Origin of the sequence: Glycocaulis sp., from assembly GCF_051859565.1 — a bacterium.
Classification (GTDB): domain Bacteria; phylum Pseudomonadota; class Alphaproteobacteria; order Caulobacterales; family Maricaulaceae; genus Glycocaulis.
Map to the genome: position 1 here is coordinate 469,862 of NZ_JBHYFK010000001.1, position 22,421 is coordinate 492,282.

At 63.4% G+C, this 22,421-nt stretch carries 23 protein-coding genes; 16 read left to right on the forward strand and 7 right to left on the reverse strand.

Translation table 11 applies throughout. The features are described from left to right. The first annotated feature begins 370 nt into the window (after window positions 1-370). From petA to ACTIGC_RS02285, 7 genes are all read left to right on the forward strand, one after another. A complete protein-coding gene (petA, locus tag ACTIGC_RS02255; protein WP_439632868.1) occupies window positions 371-988 on the forward strand; it encodes a ubiquinol-cytochrome c reductase iron-sulfur subunit in 618 nt (205 codons plus the stop codon). A gap of 14 nt (window positions 989-1,002) precedes the next feature. Next, complete coding sequence (locus ACTIGC_RS02260) at window positions 1,003-2,289, forward strand: cytochrome b (protein ID WP_439632869.1); 1,287 nt, start codon at window positions 1,003-1,005, stop codon at window positions 2,287-2,289. Window positions 2,290-2,303: 14 nt separating this feature from the next. Continuing rightward, window positions 2,304-3,107: a cytochrome c1 gene (locus tag ACTIGC_RS02265; protein WP_439632870.1), complete on the forward strand. Its 804-nt coding sequence runs from the start codon at window positions 2,304-2,306 to the stop codon at window positions 3,105-3,107. 107 nt (window positions 3,108-3,214) lie between these two features. Continuing rightward, window positions 3,215-3,823, forward strand: a complete 609-nt coding sequence (locus ACTIGC_RS02270; RefSeq protein WP_170175422.1) for a GrpB family protein — start codon at window positions 3,215-3,217, stop codon at window positions 3,821-3,823. Further along, window positions 3,823-4,707 (forward strand): S-methyl-5'-thioadenosine phosphorylase, encoded by an 885-nt coding sequence (locus ACTIGC_RS02275; protein ID WP_439632871.1) that lies wholly within the window; start codon window positions 3,823-3,825, stop codon window positions 4,705-4,707. Before ACTIGC_RS02270 ends, ACTIGC_RS02275 begins: the two co-directional genes overlap by 1 nt. A 332-nt stretch (window positions 4,708-5,039) precedes the next feature. After that, complete coding sequence (locus ACTIGC_RS02280; protein ID WP_170175423.1) at window positions 5,040-5,387, forward strand: UrcA family protein; 348 nt, start codon at window positions 5,040-5,042, stop codon at window positions 5,385-5,387. A 74-nt stretch (window positions 5,388-5,461) separates the two neighbouring features. Next, window positions 5,462-5,992 carry an adenine phosphoribosyltransferase gene (locus ACTIGC_RS02285; RefSeq protein ID WP_439632872.1) on the forward strand — a complete coding sequence of 177 codons (531 nt, stop codon included), beginning with the start codon at window positions 5,462-5,464 and terminating at the stop codon, window positions 5,990-5,992. Window positions 5,993-6,296: 304 nt separating this feature from the next. Here ACTIGC_RS02285 and ACTIGC_RS02290 read toward each other — a convergent pair whose 3' ends face one another. Beyond that, a complete protein-coding gene (locus ACTIGC_RS02290) occupies window positions 6,297-7,796 on the reverse strand; it encodes a S10 family peptidase (protein ID WP_439632873.1) in 1,500 nt (499 codons plus the stop codon). Between the two features lie 129 nt (window positions 7,797-7,925). Here ACTIGC_RS02290 and ACTIGC_RS02295 point away from each other — a divergent pair, with 129 nt between their 5' ends. Continuing rightward, complete coding sequence (locus ACTIGC_RS02295; RefSeq protein ID WP_439632874.1) at window positions 7,926-8,819, forward strand: 23S rRNA (adenine(2030)-N(6))-methyltransferase RlmJ; 894 nt, start codon at window positions 7,926-7,928, stop codon at window positions 8,817-8,819. A 122-nt stretch (window positions 8,820-8,941) separates the two neighbouring features. On the opposite strand, the gene ACTIGC_RS02300 is transcribed toward ACTIGC_RS02295, so the two are convergent. From ACTIGC_RS02300 to ACTIGC_RS02310, 3 genes are all read right to left on the reverse strand, one after another. Further along, a complete protein-coding gene (locus tag ACTIGC_RS02300; protein ID WP_439632875.1) occupies window positions 8,942-10,393 on the reverse strand; it encodes an esterase/lipase family protein in 1,452 nt (483 codons plus the stop codon). Window positions 10,394-10,459: 66 nt separating this feature from the next. Then, on the reverse strand, window positions 10,460-11,707 hold the full coding sequence (locus ACTIGC_RS02305) for a multidrug effflux MFS transporter (RefSeq protein WP_439632876.1): 1,248 nt from the start codon (window positions 11,705-11,707) through the stop codon (window positions 10,460-10,462). An 89-nt stretch (window positions 11,708-11,796) separates the two neighbouring features. Further along, the gene (locus ACTIGC_RS02310; RefSeq protein ID WP_439632877.1) at window positions 11,797-12,561 is read right to left on the reverse strand and encodes an SDR family oxidoreductase; all 765 of its coding nucleotides are present in this window, start codon (window positions 12,559-12,561) and stop codon (window positions 11,797-11,799) included. Window positions 12,562-12,671: 110 nt separating this feature from the next. Between ACTIGC_RS02310 and ACTIGC_RS02315 the strand changes: the two genes are divergently transcribed. From ACTIGC_RS02315 to ACTIGC_RS02345, 7 genes are all read left to right on the forward strand, one after another. Further along, window positions 12,672-13,019 (forward strand): 6-pyruvoyl trahydropterin synthase family protein, encoded by a 348-nt coding sequence (locus ACTIGC_RS02315; protein WP_439632878.1) that lies wholly within the window; start codon window positions 12,672-12,674, stop codon window positions 13,017-13,019. A gap of 40 nt (window positions 13,020-13,059) precedes the next feature. Beyond that, entirely contained in the window at window positions 13,060-13,479 is a 420-nt protein-coding gene (gene folB, locus ACTIGC_RS02320; RefSeq protein WP_439632879.1) for a dihydroneopterin aldolase, read from the forward strand. 31 nt (window positions 13,480-13,510) lie between these two features. After that, window positions 13,511-15,424, forward strand: a complete 1,914-nt coding sequence (gene uvrC, locus ACTIGC_RS02325; RefSeq protein WP_439632929.1) for an excinuclease ABC subunit UvrC — start codon at window positions 13,511-13,513, stop codon at window positions 15,422-15,424. A 10-nt stretch (window positions 15,425-15,434) separates the two neighbouring features. Continuing rightward, on the forward strand, window positions 15,435-16,025 hold the full coding sequence (locus tag ACTIGC_RS02330) for a CDP-alcohol phosphatidyltransferase family protein (protein ID WP_439632880.1): 591 nt from the start codon (window positions 15,435-15,437) through the stop codon (window positions 16,023-16,025). A gap of 106 nt (window positions 16,026-16,131) precedes the next feature. Next, complete coding sequence (locus ACTIGC_RS02335) at window positions 16,132-17,493, forward strand: protoglobin domain-containing protein (protein ID WP_439632881.1); 1,362 nt, start codon at window positions 16,132-16,134, stop codon at window positions 17,491-17,493. A 96-nt stretch (window positions 17,494-17,589) separates the two neighbouring features. Beyond that, the gene (locus ACTIGC_RS02340) at window positions 17,590-18,306 is read left to right on the forward strand and encodes a response regulator (RefSeq protein WP_127565416.1); all 717 of its coding nucleotides are present in this window, start codon (window positions 17,590-17,592) and stop codon (window positions 18,304-18,306) included. Between the two features lie 10 nt (window positions 18,307-18,316). Further along, window positions 18,317-19,630 carry an ATP-binding protein gene (locus tag ACTIGC_RS02345; RefSeq protein WP_439632882.1) on the forward strand — a complete coding sequence of 438 codons (1,314 nt, stop codon included), beginning with the start codon at window positions 18,317-18,319 and terminating at the stop codon, window positions 19,628-19,630. A gap of 5 nt (window positions 19,631-19,635) precedes the next feature. On the opposite strand, the gene proC is transcribed toward ACTIGC_RS02345, so the two are convergent. The 3 genes from proC to ACTIGC_RS02360 form a co-directional block, all read right to left on the reverse strand. Continuing rightward, window positions 19,636-20,496, reverse strand: a complete 861-nt coding sequence (gene proC, locus ACTIGC_RS02350; protein ID WP_439632883.1) for a pyrroline-5-carboxylate reductase — start codon at window positions 20,494-20,496, stop codon at window positions 19,636-19,638. An 11-nt stretch (window positions 20,497-20,507) separates the two neighbouring features. Beyond that, on the reverse strand, window positions 20,508-21,008 hold the full coding sequence (locus ACTIGC_RS02355) for a YbjN domain-containing protein (RefSeq protein ID WP_233352486.1): 501 nt from the start codon (window positions 21,006-21,008) through the stop codon (window positions 20,508-20,510). A gap of 102 nt (window positions 21,009-21,110) precedes the next feature. Beyond that, window positions 21,111-21,530: an accessory factor UbiK family protein gene (locus ACTIGC_RS02360; protein WP_439632884.1), complete on the reverse strand. Its 420-nt coding sequence runs from the start codon at window positions 21,528-21,530 to the stop codon at window positions 21,111-21,113. On the opposite strand from ACTIGC_RS02360, the gene lgt reads away from it, so the two are divergent. Next, on the forward strand, window positions 21,531-22,421 hold the full coding sequence (gene lgt, locus ACTIGC_RS02365; protein WP_439632885.1) for a prolipoprotein diacylglyceryl transferase: 891 nt from the start codon (window positions 21,531-21,533) through the stop codon (window positions 22,419-22,421).

Consider the following 22,421-nt stretch of genomic DNA (forward strand, 5'->3'; position numbering starts at 1 on the left):
CTGCGCATGTCTCTGCGGCGCGAGGAAATGGTCCCGCGTCACGGTTTTCCACAAGCCGGCCGCTGTTGCCAGCGCGGTTATCCTGCCGGCGGGAGCTGCTTCACTGGCCCGGCCGCTGGCACCTTCGGCAGGCTGAGACGCTTTCACGCAGATAATCTGGTTGAAAAAATGCGGCTCTCATTCTAATCCCCCGGCACCACAAAGCGTTGACGGGGCGGACGCTGCGGCGTTGGGACGCAAGGGCCAGGCCGGCCTGTCACGCTAGATCAAAGGTAACGACGTGTCTGTGCGGGCCTTGCGGCTGCGTGCAGACTTACGCCATACAGTGGCGTAGGCGATCATTACCAGCCGCCGTGAGAGAGGTCTGCGCGTGACAGAATCTGTTGAACACACCGGCGCCGACGGCCAGGAGCCTAGCCGCCGCGATTTCATTTACATCGCAACCGGCGGCGCGCTGGCCGTCGGCGGCGCATTTACGATCTGGCCCTTCATCGACCAGATGAACCCGGCGGCTGACACGCTCGCGCTTGCCTCGACCGAGGTGAATATCGGCGAGCTGGAAGAGGGCCAGGAGATCACGGTGATCTATCGCGAGCGCCCGCACTTCGTGCGCCGCAGGACCGCTGCGGAAGTGGAATCGGCACGTAATGTGGATGTGTCCAGCCTTCCCGACCGCGACGCCCGCAATTTCAACCTCGGCGACGGTGTGCCTGCCACTGATGAGAACCGTTCCGCGGTTACGGCCGCAGTGGCTGACGGTGTAGAGATTGAGGATGCGGTGCGCGCCTCCCTGCTGGTCACCAGCGCGAACTGCACCCACCTTGGCTGCGTGCCGACCGAAGGGGCTGGCGATTACGGCGCGTGGTTCTGCCCGTGCCACGGCTCCCACTATGACACTTCGGGGCGTATCCGCCGCGGACCGGCGCCGGAGAATCTCTCCGTACCTGTCATGACCTTCACCTCAGCCTCCGTGCTGCGTCTCGGCTAGGGGAAAAACAAGCGATGAGCGGACCTTCGACCTACGAACCGAAAACCGGCTTTACCAAGTGGCTGGACGCGCGCCTGCCGGTTGTGCGTCTGGGCTGGGACTCCTTTGTGGATTTCCCGACGCCCCGCAACCTCAACTACTGGTACACATTCGGTGGCATTCTTACCGTCTGCCTGATGATCCAGATCATCACCGGCATTGTGCTGGCCATGCACTACGTGCCCCATATCGACCACGCCTTTGCCAGCGTGCAGCGCATTGACCGCGATGTGAACTATGGCTGGCTGATTCGCTCCATCCACGCGGTGGGCGCATCCATGTTCTTCCTCGCCGTCTACATGCACATTTTCCGGGGTCTCTATTACGGCTCCTACAAGGCGCCGCGTGAATTGCTGTGGATTCTCGGCGTGGTCATCTACCTGCTGATGATGGCCGCTGCCTTCCTCGGCTATGTGCTGCCCTGGGGCCAGATGTCCTACTGGGGCGCGATGGTGATCACCAACCTCTTGGGCGCCTTCCCGATCATTGGCGGCCCGATCACCGAATGGCTGTGGGGCGGGTTCTCGGTGGGCAATGCCACGCTGAACCGCTTCTTCTCGCTGCACTATTTGATCCCGTTCCTGATCGCGGGTGTGGTTGGCCTGCACGTCTGGGCTCTGCACGTGCCGGGCAATAACAACCCGACCGGCATCGAGGTGAAGTCCAATCGCGACACGCTGCCCTTCCATCCCTACTACACCTCGAAGGATGGTTTCGCGATTGTCCTCTTCCTCGTGATCTTCGCCTTCTTCGTCTTCTACTGGCCGGACGCGCTGGGGCACTCGGACAACTTCATCCCCGCTGACCCGCTGGTCACGCCTGCGCTGATCGTGCCGGAATGGTATCTCCTGCCTTTCTACGCCATCCTGCGCGCTGTGCCGGACAAGCTTGGCGGCGTCCTGCTGATGTTCGGCGCTATCGGCATTCTCTTTGTGCTGCCCTGGCTCGACACTTCCAAAGTGCGTTCCATGCGTTACCGCCCGCTGGCGCGCTGGTTCTTCGGCTTCTTCGTGGTCGCCTGCCTTGGTCTGGGCTGGGCGGGCGCGGAACTGCCCGACACGCCGGTACCCGGACTGGGCGCAATCGGTGTCGACTTCCTGCTGCTGGGCCGGGTGCTGACCATCTACTACTTTGCCTACTTCCTCGTGATCCTGCCCATTCTGGGTTTCGTGGAAAAACCATCCGAACGGCCGGCTTCGATCGAGGAATCGGTCCTGGGTAACACGTCCAAACCCGCGCCTGCCGCGGTTCCGGCTGAATAGGAGTGAATGGAACAATGCGTCTGATCCGCACCCTTTTCGTTGCCGCTACCGGGGCTCTGGCTGCTGTAGGCCTGGCCTCTGCCGCCGGCGAGTACCGCAAGCCGGAAGACCACCGCTTCTCGTTCGACGGGCCTTTCAGCTCGTTTGACCGCGGCGCGGTCCAGCGGGGCTTCTATGTGTTCAACCAGGTCTGTGCCGCCTGTCACAGCCTGGAGCATCTGGCGATCCGCCATCTGGGACAGCCCGGCGGCCCGTTCCATGACCCCAATTACCCCAATCCGAACGACAACCCGATCGTGCGCGCCATTGCGGCCGAGTACATCGTGGAAGACGGGCCGGATGAGTATGGCGACATGTTCGAGCGTCCGGGCCGTCCGTCTGACCGCTTCCCGTCGCCCTATGCCAACGAGGCGCAGGGCCGGGCGGCCAATAACGGCGCTTATCCGCCGGATATGTCGATCATCACGCGTGCCCGCCACTATGGCGCGCCCTATATCCGCTCGCTGATGATGGGATACGGGGAAGAGCCGCCCGAAGGCGTCACCGTGGGCGCTGGCCTCTACTACAACCCGTACTTCCCGGGCGGGCTGATTGCGATGCCGCCCCAGTTCGAGGACGGGCTGCTCACCTATAACGATGGTACAGAGGCGACCGTCGAGCAGATGGCCAATGACGTGACCGAGTTCCTGGCGTGGGCGTCAGACCCCCACATGGAGCAGCGCAAACGTCTCGGCCTGATGGTGCTGGCCTATCTCGTCATTCTGTGCGGCTTGCTGTTCTTCACCTATCGCCAGATCTGGTCGAAAGTGAAGCACTAGTCAGCAGACGGGCTTGCCTCGCAAGGCCCCTGCAATAAGCTGAAACGGGCCGTTCCTGCATGGGGCGGCCCGTTTGGTTTTTCTGTTTCAGGCATTATCAGGACGGCATGAAGAAAGACCCGATCGACGTCATCGCCTATGAGCCCCGCTGGGTGGAGGAAGGCCTCAGCCACGCCGAGGCGGTCGCCGCCGCGCTGGGCCCGCTTGCCTTGCGTGTCGACCATGTCGGCTCGACCGCGGTGCCGGGGCTTGCCGCCAAGGACGTCATAGACATACAGGCTCTGGTGATGCGCCTCGAAGACGAGGGGATTGCGGCAGCAATGGCCGGAGCAGGCTACCGCTTCCGCGACGCCAATACCTATGACCCGCCGCATCCGGAAAGCCCGGCCGCGCTGGGTGAGGATGACTGGCGCAAGCTGTACTTTCGTGAGGCAAAGGGCGCGCGCCGCGTCCATATCCATATCCGCCGCAACGGCGCTGCCGCTGCGCGCAATGCCCTTCTCCTGCGTGACTTCTTGCGCGACGACGCGCCGTCCCGGCGTGACTACAGCGAATTCAAGATGGCCCTGGCGGCCAAAACCCGCAAAGATCGCGACGCCTATCAGACGATCAAGCGTCCCTTCATATCCATTGCCCTGCGCAGTGCGGAAAGCTGGGCCGAATTGAGCCGGTGGGTGCCGGGCGCCCCGGATGCCTACTGGAGGAGTGCCGAGTAATGACAGGCTGGGTGTTGGGGATTATCGGCGGATCGGGTCTGTATCAGCTTTCGGGCCTCGAGAATGTGCGCCGGCAGACAGTCGAAACGCCGTGGGGGTCGCCTTCGGGCCAGCTGGTCCGCGGGACGCTCAATGGCGTGGAGCTGGTGTTTCTGACCCGTCATGGCAAAGGGCACCATCTGTCACCCAGCGCCATCAATTACCGGGCCAATATCCATGCCCTGAAGCGTGCGGGCGTGACGGACATCCTCTCCCTGTCGGCCTGCGGTTCCATGAAGGAAGAGCTGCACCCGGGCAGCTTCGTCATCGTGGACCAGTATGTGGACCGCACCTATGCCCGCGAGAAGAGCTTCTTCGGGCCGGGCTGCGTCGCCCATGTTCCGATGGCCGATCCGGTGTGCAAGCGCCTGTCCGCGATGGCGGCCGAGGCAGCCCGCGCTGCCGGCGTGGAAAACGTGGTCGAGGGCGGCACTTATCTCGCCATGGAGGGGCCGCAATTCTCCACCCGCGCCGAGAGCCTTCTCTACCGCAGCTGGGGCATGGACGTGATCGGCATGACCAACATGCCCGAAGCCAAGCTCGCGCGCGAAGCCGAACTCCCCTATGCTAGCGTCTGCATGGTGACCGATTACGATTGCTGGCGCGATGCGCATTCCGACGTCGACATCAACGACATCCTGAAAGTGATGGCGGACAATAGCGGCCGGGCCCATGATCTGATTTCAGCTCTGACTTTGGTGATGTCAAAGCAGGAGCGCACCCCCGACCCGGCCGGTATTGGCAGCGTGCTCGATCACGCCATCATCACCGCGCCCGAACACCGCGATCCCGATCTGGTGGCCCGGCTGTCCACGATTGCAGGGCGCGTATTGTCGCGCGGCTAGGACCAGATTTGCAGGATAATCCGGAAAAGTTATCCACAGGCTTGTGGTGACAAGGGCGCTGCCGCACTCCGGAAATGCTTGAAAATTACAAATCAATTTATACCACATTCGCGGCAAATTAAAAAAACTATCAAAAATATCAGTTGGATAATAGGGTTTTGCGGGCGGTTTCGCGGGCTCTTTTCATCCGTATCCAGATGTATTACAGTAATGTGACTGATCCGAGACGATTATGTGTCGCGGACCGCGTGGGGACGGCAGTTTCCGTCCATTGTCAGCCGCCGTCCGGCATTCCCGGCCTTGCGTCTGGCCAAGCCTCCCGGGAGGACAAAATGAAATTTGAACAATTTGCTCTCGCTGCCCTTGCATCGTTTGCGATAAGTGCCGTGGCTTCAGCCCAGCAGACGCACAACGTGCCGGTCTTCGAGTTCGATGTTGAACGGGTCGCGCTCCACGATGAAGCCAACACGGCAGGCATCTATGCGCGTCTGGTCAGCGAGGCGGGCGAGTATTGCGGTGGCATTGTCGCGCGCGAGTCGGTGGAATATCCGGTCTGCGTTGAGGCCATGGTGACCCTTGTTGTCACTGAGCTGGACCATGCGCCCCTTGCGCAGCTTCACGGTGCCGCCACGCAGGCACGCGCGCCGCGTCAGCAGGCTGTTGCGTATAGCGCAGGCTAGCTGCACCCCTTTGCCTTGACGTCTCCCGCGCTGAACAGGATGGTCTGGCCGTCTGTTTAGCGCGGGGAAATTTCATGGACCACATCAAGGCGGCGATCCGGACCATCCCGGACTATCCAAAGCCCGGTATCATGTTCCGCGACATCACCACCCTGCTGGGTGATGCGCGGGCCTTTCGCGCTGCGATAGACGCGATGATCGCGCCGCACGCGGGCACCAAGATCGACAAGGTGGCCGGTATTGAGGCGCGCGGCTTCATTCTGGGCGGGGCCATCGCCCACCAGCTCTCCATCGGCTTTGTGCCAATCCGCAAGAAGGGCAAGCTGCCCTTTGCCACTATCGGCCAGTCTTATGAGCTGGAATACGGCACGGACGAGGTGGAGATGCACACCGATGCCGTAAAGCCCGGCGAGCGTGTCCTGCTGGTTGATGATCTCATTGCCACCGGAGGCACCGCAGAGGCGGCGGTAAAGCTGCTGCGCCGGGCCGGCGCCCATGTGGAAGGAGCATCCTTCGTTGTGGACCTGCCAGAGCTGCGCGGCGTGGAGCGCCTCCGCGCGCTGGACGTGCCGGTAACGGCTCTTGTGGCGTTCGACGGGCATTAGGCAATGAAGCTTCACACGAAAGATGGCCGTAGCCCAAAGCTCAACAGCGACGGCTTTCTAATATTGGAGATACGCCGTCGTGGCGCGAACGCAAATTCGGCAAATACCATTCTCACAAAGTCATTGGAATGTGCGGTCGAGATATTGAAGCATGTTCCTGATGCTGTGATCCGGATGGGCGACAGTCCATCAAATCACTTCCGTTCCAGCAAGCTTTTTGTGGACGGCGTGCCGTTGAAATAAAGTCTGTGGCGAGGCCGGACCCGCGCCGGAGCGGCCCGGCCTCACTTCTTGTTGCTAAATTCTAGCGGTTACCCGCGGCCACGAACTCGCGCACATCACGCGCCAGCTGCTCGATCGAGGGGTGGTGCAGATACATCATGTGCCCGGCCTCGTAATAGGTCAGTGTCACGCGTGACGGGTCATAGGCCCGCTGGTTGAAGGTCATCTCCGTGCCGAAGAAGGGCGTGGCGAGATCGTAGATGCCGTTGGTGGCCAGCACCCGCAGGTCGGAGTTCTGCCGCATGGCGCGCTCCAGCCAGATCGAGGTGTTGAGGTAGGAGTTGTTGCCGCCGGCCTCGCCCGCATTCCAGTTCCAGTCGCGCACCCCGCCGAGCGTCACATAGGTGTCCGGGATGTTGACGCCGAGATTGCGGGTATAGTGCTCGCGCATGGCTGCGGTGTAGCCCGCCGAGATGCCATAGCCCGACGGATCACCTTCGGGGTTTTCCCGCAGGGAGTCCGGCTCCAGCCCGGCAAAGCGGGAATCAAACCGGCCCACGCTGCGGCCATCTTCGCGCAGTATCTCGGTGCGGAAGCGGTTCAAGGGCACGCGCAGGCTGGCTGAACGCAGATAGTCTGCCGACAGACCCGTCAGCTCTGCCATCCGCACGGCAGTGGCGTTGAAGCGGGCTTCGTCCACATCATGGCCGCGCAACAGGACGGGCAGGAACTCGTCGGTGGCAAAGTCGCGCGCATCGCGCAGGAAGGCGTTGAAATCATTGCTCCAGGCAGAGCGGTCCACCCGGTTATGGTACCAGGCGGTGGCCGCATAGCCCGGCAGCAGTCCGGTCAGGCCCAGCGGATTGTCAGGCCGGGCATTGGCCATCTCCATGACGACCGAGATCAGCACCACACCGTTGAAGGCGACATTGTTCCAGCCCAGCTCCAGCTCGTTCATCAGCGCCCCGATGCGCGTCGTGCCATAGCTTTCGCCCATCAGGTATTTCGGCGAGTTCCAGCGCCGGTTCTCGGTCAGCCAGATGCGGATGAACTGGCCGATGGCGCGCGCATCCTCATTGACGCCCCAGAACTGGGCCGGGTCGGCATCGCCCAGCGCGCGGCTATAGCCGGTGCCCACCGGGTCGATGAAAACAAGGTCGGCTGAATCCAGCAGTGAATGCGGGTTGGAGCGGATGTCATAAGGCGCCGCGCCATCGTCTTCGGCCTCGGAGGGCAGGACCAGATGGACCGGGCCGAACACGCCCATATGCAGCCAGAGCGAGGCCGAACCCGGCCCGCCATTGAAGATGAAGGCTACGGGCCGCGTGCGCGGATCAGACACGCCTTCGCGGATATAGCTCGTGGAGAAGATGGCGGCGGTTGCTTTCCCCTCGTCATCACGCAGGAAGGTCTCGCCGGCGACCGCCCGGTAGCGCACGCGCTGGCCGTTGGCAGTAACCTCGCCGCGGCTTTCAAACACGCGCGGTTCGCGTGGATCGTTTGCTGTATCGGGCGCCTGTGCGGCTGCGCCGGAAACTCCAAGGACAAGGGCTGCAAGCCCTGCTGCGATGGATCTGATCATGATGCCTCCCCGGTACGGCTGTGGTGCCGTTGTGATCTGGCGGGCAGGCTAGCCGCGATGCCTGACGCGTCAATGCGGATGCGCGTTCACAATTGCGTGGCCTCGCCTGCCCGCCTAGAAACTCATCCCATGAATTACCGCCACGCCTTCCATGCCGGAAACTTTGCCGATGTGCTCAAGCACGCCGTGCTGGCGCTGTGCCTTGAGCATTTGAAACGCAAGGACAAGCCATTTGCCGTCATCGACAGCCATGCCGGGATCGGCGCCTATGACCTGACCAGCGATGCCGCACGGCGCAGTCCGGAATGGCAGCAGGGTATTGGCCGGGTGATGGAGGCGGATTGTCCCGCAGATGTGGAGCGCGTGCTGGCACCCTTGCTGCGTATCATCAAGGCTATGAATACGGGCGCAGACCTCACCGCCTATCCCGGCTCGCCGGAAGTCTCCGCCCGGCTGATACGTCCCGCTGACCGGGTGCATTTGTGCGAACTGCACGAGGCGGACTCAAAGACGCTCGACAAGCGCTATGCGCTCAATGCGCGGGTGAAAGTGGAGCAGCGCGACGGTTACAAGGCGCTCAAAGCCCTGCTGCCGCCGCGCGAGAAGCGGGGCCTTGTCCTCATCGATCCGCCCTTTGAAAGCCGCGACGAGTTTGTGCGCCTTGCCGAGGCCGCGATGAAGGGGCTGGAGCGCTGGCCATCGGGTACGTTTGTCTTCTGGCGGCCGATGAAGGATATCTGGTCGCTCGACCGGTTTGACGAGGGGCTGGCCGAGTGGCTGGTCACCGAGCGCGATGTGGAGCCGTCATCCATTCTGCGCGCCGATATGTGGGTGCGTGATCTGGAAAGCGAGGGCAAGCTTGCTGGAGCGGGCCTCGTCATCATCAACCCGCCCCACACGCTCGAAGCCGATCTGCTGGTGCTGATGCCGTGGCTCTGCGAGGTGCTCAGACAGGGTGAGGGTGCAGGCTGGCGCCTCGATGGCATTGTCACCGATGAGATGGCGGCGAGCTGGGAGAGCTAGGGGTTCTCACTTCCTGAAACCCCGGACGCGAAGCGATCCGGGGCCTCTCTCCGCTTCTCCTGCCCGAGGTCCCGGCTCTGCGCTTCGCTTGGCCGGGAGTTCACGAAAGAAAAGTCCAGGCCCTAGCGGCTCGCGCGCACCGTGAACACGCTCTCATCGGGGCGGCGTGGCACGATCACTTCGATGAAATGGGTGGCGTAGCGTTTCAGGAATTGTTCCCCGTCGCCGGTCAGGCTGCGCAGCGGGATGAGGCCCGACCCCATGGCATCGCCGCGTTCAAAATAACTGATAAGCCTGCCGGGTGCCGGCGCAGAGAGCCCCGCAGCCAGCAAAGGCAGGCGGGCCGGCGTCATCGCCGATTTCAGCCCGCCCTGCTTCATCAGCTCGCGCCGGTCGATATGGAAGACGCGCCGCGAGGCATCGCGCCGGTTCACATGCACTTTTTTCAGTACGTGGCGCAGCGCGTATTCCTCCGGCCTTGAAACGGATGCACCCAGACCCGAGGCAAGCTCGTTTTCGGTGGGTGTGGTCAGCCAGACGAAATAATCATTGACCGGCAGGCCGGTATCATCGCGCACCGAGAACACGATCTGATAATGCTCATTGAAGGTGTCTGGCGCCATATCCTCTTCTGAATCGAGACTAGCGCGGCGGGCTTCGGCATCGGGCTGGACCAGCGTGCGGGTCGCGGCATTGACCGCTCTCCAGTCATCACGCACCTGCCGGTAGCCTTTGGCGTCATCGGTGCGCAAAGCCTGCAGGATCATTCGCCCCAGCCGCCCTGCGCCCGTATCGCCGCGTTCTGAGGGCTCGGTGATGTTGAGATGATGACGGTCGGGCAGCACGGCAAAGGCGGTGCTGTCCGGACCGCGCCGCGTCCACAAGCGCCGCCAGGGCAGGCCGTCATCGCCGCGCTGGCTGAAATCAACCGTCACCCCCTGCGGGTCGATATGGGCGCTGGCGGCGCGTACTGTGCCGTCCCAGGCGCTTTCGCCCAGAATGCCCATCGGCCGGAAGACATCGAGGCCGGTAATGACATAGGGCCGTGTGCCCGCCTCGCTGAAAACGCTCTTCCGGTCGCCCTCGCGCGATAGCCGGTCAGACAGAGCCAGACGCTCCTGCAGGGCCGAGCCATGCTCCAGCGCATGCAGGAACTCGGTGCCGGTCTGGAAGCTGTTGCCAAACCCCTTGATCAGCCGCCCCAGCGCAGAGCGGCCCATCACCGCCAGCGGCGAGCCGAAATTGGCCGGAGCCAGCATGACGAGATTATCAACCGGCGCGCCGCCGCCCGCGTGTTCAAAGGCGAGCCATTGGCGCACGACCAGCGCGCCGGTGGAGTGGGTGATGACATGGAAGCGCGGGCCCAGCCTGCCATCGGCCTGCATCTCGGCGACAAGCTGACCGAGCCGCCGCGCGCTATCGGCCAGATGCACCTCGTCGGCCATGGAGGGGTAGCCGCCCAGCCAGACATGCTCCACGGCGAAGCCCTGTCCGCCGAGGAATCCGGCCAGCTTGCCCATCGATGTATCGCGGGCGCTCCAGCCATGAACAGTGAGCACGTGACGGGTCGGCATGGCGGGTCTCCGGTAAGGTGAACCCGCCCATACTATGCCCGAAAGCACCCCCTGTGGACAGATTGCCTAACTCGGCGGGATGTCTGGCTCGGCCTCGCCTACGCCAAACAATTGACCGCGCTCGGTAATTGCCACGATCACGAAGGCGATCACGCCAAGGGCCGCCATGCCCGCCAGCAGGGGAAAGACCGAGCCGTCGAAGGATTGACCGATGAGCGAGCCGAGGATCGCCCCGCCAATCGCTGTCACCGATCCGTAGAGCGCCGACGTCGTACCTGCGCGCTTGCCGGCCGGTTCCATGACCAGCGCGGAGAAATTCGCCCCCATCATCCCGAACAGCATCATGCCCAGCGTCAGCAGCGGGTAGAACAGCCAGAAGGGTGGTTCGGATATCAGCGCATAGAGCGCATGCCCGCCATTGATGATGATGAAGGCTATAATCGCGCAGTGGGAAATCCGGCGCATGCCATAGCGCTGCACGATGCGCGCATTGATGATGTTGGCGACGGCCAGGCCCGCTGCGATACCGGCAAAGGCCAGCGCGAACCACACTTCCAGCCCGTAAAGCTCGCCCATCACCTGTTCGGCGGTCGCGATGAAGGCAAACAGCCCGCCAAAGATGAAGGCCGCGGCCATCATATAGCCGAGCGTGATGCGGTTTTTGGCCGCCAGCCAGTAACTCTTCGCCGCCGACCCGATCCGAACCGGGATGCGGTTTTCGATGCTGAGGGTTTCAGGCAGGCGTACCAGCATCCAGCCCCATAGCAGCCCGCCGCCCGCCAGCAGGGCGGCAAAGATCCATTCCCAGCTGGCAATGAGAAGGATGGCCTGGCCCAGACCGGGCGCGAGAATGGGCGCGGCCATGAAGAAGGTCATGGCGATGGAGATGATCTGCGCCATCTTGCGCCCGGAAACGAGGTCACGCACGACGGCGGTCGCGATGACGCGGGTACCGGCTGCCGCGGCGCCCTGCAGTGCGCGCGCGGCCAGCATCCAGCCAAAGTCAGGCGCGGCCAGACATAGCAGCGTTGCCAGCGAGTATGCGCCCAGAGAGGCCAGCAATACCGTGCGCCGGCCCAGCGCATCGGCCAGCGGTCCGTAGAAAATCTGCGCAATCCCGAAGCCGAGCACATAGGAGGTGATGACCAGCTGGCGCTCATTGCCCATCGCATCAAACGCCCGGCCAATATCGGGCAGGGCGGGCAGCATGATGTCGATGGACAGCGCATTGAGTGCCATCAGCGCGCTCGTCATCGCGATCAACTCGGCCATGCCAAGCGTCGGGCGCTTCGGATCGGGGGAGGTGAGGGCCACGGCAGGATGTCCAGAACAGGAAGGACGCAAAAACCTTCCACGTCCTGAAGCCTCTCTAGTTAGGCGGTGCGGACAGTTCCGTCGAGCGTCTAGCTGCCAAGCGCGCCGAACACGTCACGCGTCAGGCGCGGGTCGAAATGTTGGCCGCCATCGACGCACACGATCTGCCCCGACACCGAGGGCGTGGCGAGGAACCAGCGCAGCGTGCGCACCAGATCATCCGGCGTCGGCCCGCATTTGAGAGGGTTATCGTCATGCAGCCGCTCGAACGTGGCCTCGTCGTGATAGGGGCTCGGCAGGGTCAGGCCGGGCGCTACCGCGTTGACACGGATACGCGGCGCGAGGGCGCGCGCCAGCATCTCCGTCATGGCTTTCAGGGCGGCCTTGGAGATCGTGTAGGAGTAGAAGTCCGCGTTGATGTTGAAAAGCTTGTAGTCGAGCAGGTTGAAGATCATCGCGCCTTCCGGAGCCTGCGCGGCGAAGGCCTTTGACAGGAGTATAGGCGCGAGCGTGTTGGCTTCCATATGCGCGCGGAAGCTCTGCGCGCTCACGCTCTCCACGCTGTCATCTTCAAAGATCGAGGCGGAGTTCACCAGCAGGCTGACCGGCCCCATGGCTTTGGCGGCCTCCTCCATCAGCGTTTCGGCATTGGCACCATCGGAGAAGTCGGCGGCGAACACGCCAGCCTTTACGCCTTTGCCCTCAAGCGTCTGCGCCAGCGCTTCGGCGTCATCGCGCGAACGGTTGAAATGGATGGCGATCGCATAGCCGTCCTCGGCCAGCGCCTCGCAGAATGCGCGCCCTATACGCTTGGCCCCGCCGGTTACCAGCGCCGTCCCTTTGCTCTGTGCCATGTCATGCTCCTGCATCTGGGGCGAAACTAAACCTTGCGCGCGTGGTTGAAAGCCCCGACCTGCGGGCAGGGCTTACCTTGCACCGCCCTTCGCAGTATAGAGCGCGCGCCATGATGCTGATTTCTGCCCAGGTGAATATCGAAGCCGCGCACTTCACCCCGTTTGGGGATGAAGATGATACGCGCCGCCAGATTCATGGCCATTCCTATCTGGTGCGCGCCTGGGTACAGGCCGAGCCGGGCGTGGAAGATCTTGACCGGCTGCGTGAAAACCTGTTCTCGGCGGCGCTGCCGCTGGACCATGCCCTCCTCAATGAGGTGGAGGGACTGGCCGGCCCATCGATGGAAGCGATTGCCGATTTTGTGGCGCAGCGCCTCGCCCCGCTCTGGCCCGGACTGAGAAAAGTTTCGGTTGCCCGGCCCACTCTCGGTTATGAAGTGGTACGAGAGCTCGCCTGAGCTGAAATCTCGCATTCCGCTGCCAAACAGGATTTCCGGCATGAAACTGACGCCTGCCAATGCCGATGCAGCCCTTGCTGCACGCGCAGAGCCCGCCGCGAGCGGGGAGCGTCTGAGCGTGCGCGTGGAAGGCCTGCGTCTGGACGCGGAAGTGGGCGTCTATGCCAGCGAGCACGGCCGCAAGCAGCCGATTCTTGTCAGCCTCGAAGCCGAAGTGGCCAGCGAAGCGGCTCACCCGGAGGCCGATCTGGGCCATGCGGTGAATTATGCCGCGCTGGCAGAAACCGTGCGCCAGGTTGTGGGCCGCCAGCATCATGAATTGCTCGAAGATCTGGCGCAGGCATTGGCCGATACCATGTTTGCCGATCCCCGCATTGTGCGTATCGCCCTTAGAATCGACAAGCTGACCGCGCTTGATGATGCCGCTTCTGTCGGCGTCAGCTATGAGCGCTGGCGCTGACGCCGCGCGCAAGACGGCCTATCTTTCCCTCATGGCCCGCGCACAGAAGCCTCAGACACCGCCTGCAGACACGCCTGACGCTCCTGGCCGCGCCAGCGAGGCGTCTGCGCGTTCCGGGCCGGAGGTAATTGCCGATTACGTCAAGCGCCTGCCGATGAAGCCGGGCGTCTACCGCATGTATGGCGCGGACGGCGAGGTGCTCTATGTGGGCAAGGCCCGCCAGCTGAAATCGCGCGTGTCGAACTACGCCAAGTCCGGCGGGCATAATAACCGCATCGCGCTGATGATCGCGCTGACGGCCAGCATGGAATTTGTCGTCACGGCGACCGAGACCGAGGCGCTGCTGCTGGAGGCCAATCTCATCAAGCGGCTGAAACCCCGCTTCAACATCATATTGCGCGATGACAAATCCTTCCCCTACATCCTCATCCGCACCGATCATGCATCGGCCCAGCTGACCAAGCATCGCGGCGCACGCAAGATGAAAGGGGACTATTTCGGCCCCTTTGCCTCGGCAGGCGCGGTGAACCACACGCTCAACACACTGCAAAAGGCGTTTCTCTTACGCACGTGTACCGACAGCGTGTTCGAGGCGCGCTCGCGCCCCTGCATGCTCTACCAGATCAAGCGCTGCGCCGGGCCGTGCGTCGATCTCATCGCGCCGGAGCGCTATGACGATCTGGTGGGTGAGGCGCGCGAGTTCCTGCGCGGGCGATCCGGTGCTTTGCGCGAGCGCCTGCAGGCCGACATGGAGGAGGCCGCAGACGCGCTGGACTTTGAGCGCGCCGCGCGCCTGCGGGACCGGCTGCGCGCGATTGCCGCCGTCACCACCAGCCAGGGCATCAACCCGGAGGGCATCGAGGAAGCCGATGTCATCGCCGTCCATCAGGAGGGCGGCAAAAGCTGTGTGCAGGTCTTCTTCTTCCGGGCAGGCCAGAACTGGGGCAACCGGGCCTTCTATCCGCGCCATGATGCCGAAGCGGGGCCGGAAGACGTGCTGGGCGCTTTCATCGCGCAGTTTTACGAGGACAAGCCTGCGCCAGCCTTGCTGCTGGTGTCCCATGAGCCCGAACAGGGCGAGTTGCTGGCCGAGGCGCTGTCGTTGAGGGCGGGGCACGCGGTTGAAATCCGCAAACCCCAGCGTGGCACCAAGACCCAGCTTGTCGATCAGGCGATGACGAACGCGCGCGAGGCGTTGGGCCGCACGCTGGCGGAGTCCAAAAGTCAGGCCCAGCTTCTCGACGGCGTGGCGCGTGTCTTTTCGCTCGAAACCCGGCCTGAACGGATCGAGGTCTACGATAACTCCCACATTCAGGGCTCCAATGCGCTCGGTGCGATGATCGTGGCAGGGCCGGAGGGGCTGGAGAAATCCCAGTACCGCCGCTTCAACATGAAGGGCGGCGATGCGGCCACCAACGATGACTTTGCCATGATGGCCGCCATGCTGCGCCGGCGCTTCGCGCGTCTGGCGAAAGAGCGTGAGGAGGGCGCGCCTGTGCCGGGTCTCGTTCTGGTCGATGGCGGCAAGGGCCAGCTTTCGGCAGCGATGGCCGTCATGGAAGAGCTTGGCATGGCTGACATACCGCTCGCCGCCGTCGCCAAGGGACCGGACAGGAATGCGGGCCGGGAAGATTTCTACATGCCGGGCAAGGCTCCTTTCCGCCTGCCGGCCAATGATCCGGTGCTCTACTATCTGCAACGCCTGCGCGACGAGGCGCACCGGTTTGCGATCACCGGCCACCGCGCCGCGCGCAGCCGGGCGATCAAGGATAACCCGCTCAACGACATTGCCGGGATTGGCGCCTCGCGGCGTGCTGCGCTCCTGAAGCATTTCGGGTCGGCGCGGGCTGTCTCGCGGGCGAACCTTGCCGATCTCGAAGCGGTTGAAGGTGTTTCAAAGGCGCTGGCCCGCAAGATTTACGATCATTTCCACGAGCAGGGGTAGGAGACAGGCCATGCTGCGCCACATTCCCAATCTGGTGACGGTGCTGCGCGGCGTTGGCGGCCTTGCCGGCGCCTGGCTACTCTTGCAGAGCGCAGGTGCGGCGCTGGAAGAGGCGGCGGTTTTCTATGCCGTCCTCTCCGGGCTGATCTTCGTGGCGGCAGCCCTTACCGACTGGCTGGATGGCTGGCTGGCGCGGCGTTTCAGCGCAACCAGCTCACTGGGCGCCCTGCTTGATCCCATAGCCGACAAAGTGCTGACGGGCGCCTATCTGGTGGCCTACACTTTCCTGGCCGGAGGCAATCCGGCGCTGGCCGTTCCCGTCGGCATTATCCTGCTGCGTGACATCATCGTCACGGGGCTGCGTCTGGCGGGTCCGCCGCGCGCCGAAGGCGCCTATGCCGTCACCAGTGATGCCAAGGCCAAGACGGCTCTGACCATGATTGTGGTCGCGCTTCCCTTCATGCTCGTGGCGGCCGGTTTCACGGAGGTAAGAGACTGGTTCTACATCTGGGTTGGCGGGGTCTGGCTATGCGCGGCACTTACCGTCTGGAGTGCGATACCCTATCTGCGCCGGGCAATTTCGACTAACAACCATAAGTAGGCATATCTTATGCTACACGGTTTAGTGGCCGTTAACTACGTTCATGGTTTTTTCACCATGGCGGTCGAGTGTGCGGCTCTGCCGTCTGAAAAGGCGGAGTGTTTCCATGAGCATGGCGATTGTCGATTTGACCGAACGTTTTGAATTTCTCAGTTTTTCAGACGCTGACCGTGAACGCCTGCGCGCCGCGAGGCCGCTGGTTGAAGCAGAGCTGCCGGCGATCCTGGACCAGTTCTATCTGGATATCTCCAAGCACCCTGAAGTGGACGTGATGTTCAAGAGTGCGGAGATGCGCAGCCATGCCCGCCAGAAGCAGCTCGAACACTGGCTGCGCATCTGTGCGGCGGATTACGGGCAGGACTATCTGGACTCGGTTAGGCGTATTGGCGAGACCCATGCCCGCCTTGGCCTGAAACCTGCCTGGTATTTTGGCGGCTATGCGAAGATTCTTGGGGGGCTGGTGCGAGCCATTACCCGCCGGTCATTGTCGGGCAAAAGTCCCATTCGCAACCGTGGCAAGGAAGAGCAGCTCGAGGCCATTTTGGACACGCTGGTCAAAGCGACCATGCTGGATATGGATCTGTGCATGTCCACGATCGAGTCGTGTGCCGCGAACGCCAAGGCGGCCGAGCGCGACGCACTCGCGGGCGAGTTTGAAAAGACGGTTTCGGCCATTGTGTCGTCTGTGGCGGCAGCGTCTGAAGAACTGTCAACGACGGCAAAGGCGATGGCGCAGACGGCTGAAGGGACAACCGACCGCTCCTCCAGCGTAGCGGCCGCCTCCGAGGAAGCCAGTGTGGCCGCCCGAACGGTCGCCCAGGCGGCTGGCGAGCTGACGCGTGCCATCGGCGAGATATCCGAGCGCGCGAGCGAAGCGGCTGGCGCATCCTCACAGGCGCGCGACCAGGCCCGCAAGACCGCAGAGACCATGGCCGAGCTGTCCGCGGCGGCCGAGCGTATCGGCACGATAGTCAGCCTGATCGAGAAGGTGGCCGAGCAGACCAACCTCTTGGCGCTGAACGCCACGATTGAAGCCGCCCGTGCAGGCGAAGCAGGCAAGGGGTTTGCTGTGGTGGCCTCGGAAGTGAAATCCCTGGCCGCGCAGACTGCCAAGGCTACCGAGGACATTTCCAGCCAGATCGCCAATGTTCAGTCGGTCGTCAACACGGCGGTTAAGGCGATCGAGGCCATGTCCGGCTCGATTGAGCAGGTAACGGGCGTGTCAGCCTCCATCTCGGCGGCGGTCGAAGAGCAGAGCGCGGCAACAGCCGAAATCGAGCGCAACACCAACCAGTCAGCCGAAAGCTCCGGCATGGTCTCGCAGACCATCACCGAAGTGCTTTCCGGCGCGCAGGAAACCAGTAACTCTGCCGGTGCGGTCGTGAGTGCGGCCGCTGAACTCGGCAATCAGGCCGAGCGGCTGCGCGGGGATGTGTCGCGCTTCCTGGAGCGAATCCGCGCGGCGTGAAGCCGGGCTGAAATGCTGCGTAACATCCTGCCACTTTGTGGGCCGGGCAATTCGGTCCATCCTCGGCGCTGACTTTGCAGGCATAGCGGAGCGAGGATGACCGGACTGCCGCCTGAAACCCATATACTCGTCGTCGATGATGATGACCGTATCCGCACACTCCTGAGCCGCTTCCTGCGCGAGCGGGGCTTTCGCGTATCCTCCGCCCCGAACGCGGACAAGGCGCTGTCCATGTTGCGTTCGCTCGCCTTTGACCTGCTCATCCTCGATGTGATGATGCCCGGCATGGACGGATTTGAACTGACGCGTGCCGTGCGCGAGGCCCATGATTGCCCGATCCTGCTTTTGACCGCGCGCGGCGAACCCGAAGACCGGATCAAGGGCCTGTCACTGGGCGCCGACGACTATCTGGCCAAGCCTTTCGAGCCCGAGGAGCTGATCTTGCGCGTGCAGGCAATTCTGCGCCGCATGATTCCCAAGAAGCTGGGGGCAAGGCGCGTTCGCTTCGGCAGCTGGATATTCGAGCTGGAAACCGGCCAGCTCCTGCAGGGCGAGGCCCGTGTGCGCCTGACCGGCGGCGAGGCGGCCCTGTTGACAGCCCTTGCCCAGTCGCCCGGAGAGCCTGTCGACCGTTTCCTGCTGTCCGAACGGGCGGCAGGCGGCGCAGGTGAACGCGCGATTGACGTGCAGATGACGCGTCTGCGCCGCAAGATCGAGGATGATCCGAAAAATCCTGTTTTCCTCCAGACGGTGCGTGGCGAAGGCTATAAGCTGGTGGCCGAGCCGGTATTCGAGGCCCCGGCAGGAAAGTGAGCGCGCGTCCATGAGGCTTGCATTCAAGCGCTATCTGCCGACGAGCCTGTTCGGCCGCTCTCTGCTCATCATCGTCCTGCCGGTGGCGATTATGCAGGTGGCCGTCACCTGGTCCTTTTTCGAGGAGCACTGGCAGACAGTCACGGCGCGACTGTCTGAGAGTGTGGCTGGTGACGTCGCACTGGTGACTGCCCTGGTCGAACGCTCCGGCCCGGAATCAGTTGATCCAATTGCCAACCTTGCCTTCGAGACGGTCGGCCTGTCGGTGGATATGCGGGAGGGCGATGTGTTGCCGACCAGCCGGCGCACGGCCTTTTTCCGGGCGCTCGACCGCTCCTTGCGCCGTGCGTTGACCGCGCGGCTCGATAACGAGTTCTGGTTCGACACCACGCGCTATCCCGAATATGTCGACATACGCGTGCAGGTGGATGCAGGCGTCTTGCGCTTCATCGCGTCGCGAGAGCGGGCTTTCGCCACCACGGGGCATATCTTCATCTTGTGGATCGTCGGTGCCTCCACGCTTCTCAGCGCGGTATCCATCATCTTCATCCGCAATCAGGCAAAGCCTATCCAGCGCCTTGCCGCCGCCGCCGAGGCGTTCGGGCGCGGGCAGGACACGGCCGGTTTCCGCCCCGCTGGCGCGCGAGAGGTGCGCCAGGCCGCGACCGCCTTCATCGATATGCGCGAACGCCTCGTGCGTTATGTCGAGCAGAGAACGGCCCTTCTGGCAGGCGTCAGCCATGATCTGCGTACGCCGCTGACGCGCCTGCGCCTGCAGCTCGCCATGATGCCAGCCGGACCTGACCGCGAGGCAGCGATCCAGGACATCGCCGAGATGGAAATGGCGCTGGACGAGTATCTGGCATTTGCGCGCGGCCAGAGCGGCGAAGAAAGCGCTTACACCGATCTGGCTGAACTCTGCCGCTCGCTGGCGGCAAAGGCCGGGCGTTCGGGCTGCATGATTTCGCTGGACGTGCCGGATGTTCTGACCCGCGAGGTGCGTCCCGGCACCCTGACCAGAGCAGTATCAAATCTCGTCAATAACGCCGCCGCGCACGGCAATACGGTAAGCCTGTCACTGGTAGACACCGGCGGGCGCATTGAGTTCCGCGTCGAGGATGACGGGCCGGGCATTCCGCCCGAGCTGTACGAGGAAGCCTTCCGGCCCTTCAGCCGTCTGGATCCTGCGCGTAACAGCAATACGACCGGTGTCGGGCTGGGGCTGGCCATCGCGCGCGATGCAGCACGTGCCCATGGCGGCGATGTGTTTCTGGAGCGCAGCGGGCTGGGCGGACTGAAAGCGGTTTTGTGGATACCCGCCTAGCGGCCCTAGAGCGCGCTGCCGAGCTTGCGTGACTGGCGCTCGGCGGCGGACACGGCGTTGCGCACCAGCATGGGCAGGCCTCCACCGGCCATCATCACGTCCAGAGCGGCCTGCGTGGTGCCGCCCGGGGACGTAACCGCACGCCGCAAGGCTGCCGCGTCCGCTGTCTTGCGCTTATGGCCGTCTTCCAGCAACGCGCCGGCACCGGCGACAGTGGCGACGGCGAGTTTCTCGGCCAGCTCTGTGGGCAGGCCTTCGGCTTCTCCCGCCCGCGCGAGCGCTTCGCACATGAGGAACACATAGGCCGGGCCGGAACCGGACACGGCTGTAACGGCATCCATCATGCGTTCGTCTTCAACCCATTCCACGCTGCCAAGCACTTTCAGGAGTGCGTCGGTGGCGGCGCGGAAATGGGGCGGGTCGGCTTCGATATTGGAAATCGCGACGGAAATGCCCTTACCGATGGAACCGGGCGTGTTGGGCATGGCGCGCACGATGGGATGGCCGGGAAAAAGGCGCCCCAGACCGATCAGCCCCGCTCCGGCGAGGATGGAGATAATCAGCGCATCGCGGGGCAGTTTCCCGGCAAGGTCTTCACCCAAAGCTGGCAGCGCCTGCGGCTTTACGGCCAGCACCACGCGGTCAAGGCCGCTTGCCGCGCTCTTGGTCAGCGTAGGAAGCACCTTGACGCCATGCTTGCCAGCGAGCGCGTTGAGTTCATCAGACGGGTTTGGCTCGACGATGACCAGCGTATCGCAATCCAGCTCGCCCCGGCGCGCGCGCAGCCAGCCAGCGGCCAAAGCCAGCCCCATCCGGCCTGCACCGATAAGTGCGACCTTGCCTGTACGTTCGTTGCTGGCAGACATGGTCGTGACCTTCAGGCCTCCCCGGCCGTGTCAAACATCGCGGCGGCGACAGCCTCCTCGACGCTCTTGCCCCCCCAGACGAGGTAGTGGAACGCCGGATAGAGCCGTTCGCCGGCCTCCCGGGCAGCCACGATCAGGGCGGCGGCCTGCGCCGGGCTTACCGTCTCGCCGCCAGCCAGCGACAGGGCGTGGCGGAACACCACCGAACCGTCTTCGGCCCAGACATCGAAATGGCCAAGCCAGAGGCGCTCATTGAGGCGGGTGACAAGCTCGCAGACCTCGCGAAAGCGTGCCTGCGGCGTTTTCAGCTCAAGGCTGGCACAGACATGCATCACGTCCAGCTCCGGGCGCCAGGCGAACCAGACCTGATGGTCGCGCCACTCACCGGGTACAGCCATGTGCAGCTCGGTATCATCGCGCTCATAGGCGTATTGCTCGGCGATGACCGCCTGCTCCACGCTTTCCAGCGGATCGATTGTCTGAATGTAGGTTTCGGTATGCAGATCCATCATTGCGCCTCCCTCAGAGCACATGCCGGCCTCGTCCCTTGCTGCGACGGTAAGCCGCTCCGGGCAGAGTGCGCAACGGTGTGCAAGGGTTTGAAATTAAGCCGTTCAGCTGGAAGCCTTTTTCGAAGCGGGCTTTGGCTTCGAAGCCGCCGCAGCGCGCGAGGGAGCAGGCTTTTTGCCCTCCAGCGCCGTCAGACGGGCTTTAAGTGATTCGATTTCCTCGCCCTGCCGGGCGATGATCGCGTGCAAGGCGCGCACTTCCTCGCCCGAAGCGAGATCCATGTCAGCGGCCACCCGTTCGGCCTGCGCCCGGAAAACCGATCGCGCCTCATCACCCGCAGCACGCGCTGCGCCGAAGGCATCGGTCATCAGATCAGCCAGATCAGTGAAAACGGGGTTGCGCGTCTGCATGACAAGACGGTCCTTGCTGGTATAGAGGTCAGGATATAGGCCTTTCGGCCCGTCCAACGCAATGTCCGCCCCGCAGATTTCACCGTTAACGCCGCTCTGGAGACGATACGCCACATGGCCCCGTGCCCCGCGAGTTTCGACCTGATTGACCCGGTCATCTTCGAGATCGGCCCGTTTGCGCTGCGCTGGTACGCGCTGGCCTACATTGCTGGCTTCTTCCTCGGCCTGTTTTACGTTCTCAAGCTGATTGCCCGGCCGCGCCTGTGGACCACACATGCCAGCCCGAAGGCCGCGCCCATGGACCGGGCCTATGTCGAGGAGCTGATGCTGTGGGTGATGGTGGGCGTCATTGTCGGCGGCCGCGTCGGCTATGTCCTCTTCTACCAGACCAGCGCGCTCTGGGAGCGCCCCTTGTGGGTCATAACCGGCATCACCGAAGGGGGGATGAGCTTCCACGGTGGCCTGATCGGCGTCATGCTGGCCATGATCGTCACCGCACGGTTGTGGAAAATCCCGCTGCTGAATGTGTCTGATGCCGTGGCGGCGGCTACCCCCATCGGCCTTCTGCTGGGGCGTCTGGCCAATTTCATCAATGGCGAGCTGTGGGGCCGGCCCGCACCCGATCTGCCCTGGGCGATGCGCTTTGCCGATGATCCGCTGTGCGCACTGCGCCATCCCAGCCAGCTTTACGAGGCCTTCCTTGAGGGCGCTGTGCTGCTGGCGCTCATCGCCTTCCTGATCTGGCGTTTCCGCGCCCTTTCGCGGCCGGGTCTCGTCACCGGCGTGTTCCTCGCAGGCTATGGCGTATTCCGCGCGTTCGTGGAGGTATTCCGCGAGCCGGACCGGCATATGCCAGAGGCGCTGCAGGGCTATGTCACCATGGGCATGCTCTTGTGCGTGCCGATGATCGCTGCCGGAGCGTATCTCATCTGGCGTTCGCTCAAGGCGCCGCCTGCCTCCGTGCCGGGCGAGGTGCGCCCTGAGCGCAAGAAATCCCGGCCCTAG